Genomic DNA, 577 nt, shown 5'->3' on the forward strand with positions numbered 1-577 from the left:
ACGACTGGAAGCCGGCCGTGAATCAGGGGTACGAGGTGCAGATTGACGACCGGGGCTTCGATCCGGCAACGAACGCCACCGGCGAGCCGTCGCACTTGACTGGTGCGGTGTATGCACTGGCTCCCGTTGAAAAGCTGCTCTCCAGACCCTTGGGGCAGTGGAATACATTCGAGATTCGGGCGGTCGGAAACAAGATCGATGTGTTCCTCAACGGCGCGAAGGCGACATCGTACACAGGAGATGGCAGCCGGCCTGCAAGCGGGCACATCGGGTTGCAGGCGCACCATGCAGGGTCACGCGTCTTGTTCCGCAATCTTCGCGTGCAGAAGCTCTAAGGCGGTCGAAAAACGGACTCGGATGGAGCGGGTTCCGGTGAGTCGCGAGTGACGTGGTCGTGCCCGTGATTTGAACCCTAAGACTTCGGTCTTGAGAGCACCGCGCGATTAAGTGGGCTACGTCCCAGGACGGCGAGCAGTCAAGAAGGCCTTCAGATCTGCTGGCGCGATTCGGGTCGCGTTCAGGACGCGGACGTGGCTCAGCTGTCCACGGGCGCAGAGCGTGTAAACGGTCGCCGTGC

General features: G+C 61.5%; 1 protein-coding gene. It reads left to right on the plus strand.

The window, feature by feature from the left end; translation table 11 throughout:
• Positions 1-335: DUF1080 domain-containing protein (locus tag E6J58_00970; GenBank protein ID TMB43304.1), on the plus strand; the 335-nt coding region annotated here is incomplete at its 5' end.
• Between the last annotated feature and the right edge of the window lie 242 nt (positions 336-577).

The sequence above is a fragment of the Deltaproteobacteria bacterium genome, assembly GCA_005879535.1.
In the GTDB taxonomy this organism is placed as follows: Bacteria; Myxococcota; Myxococcia; order Myxococcales; family 40CM-4-68-19; genus 40CM-4-68-19.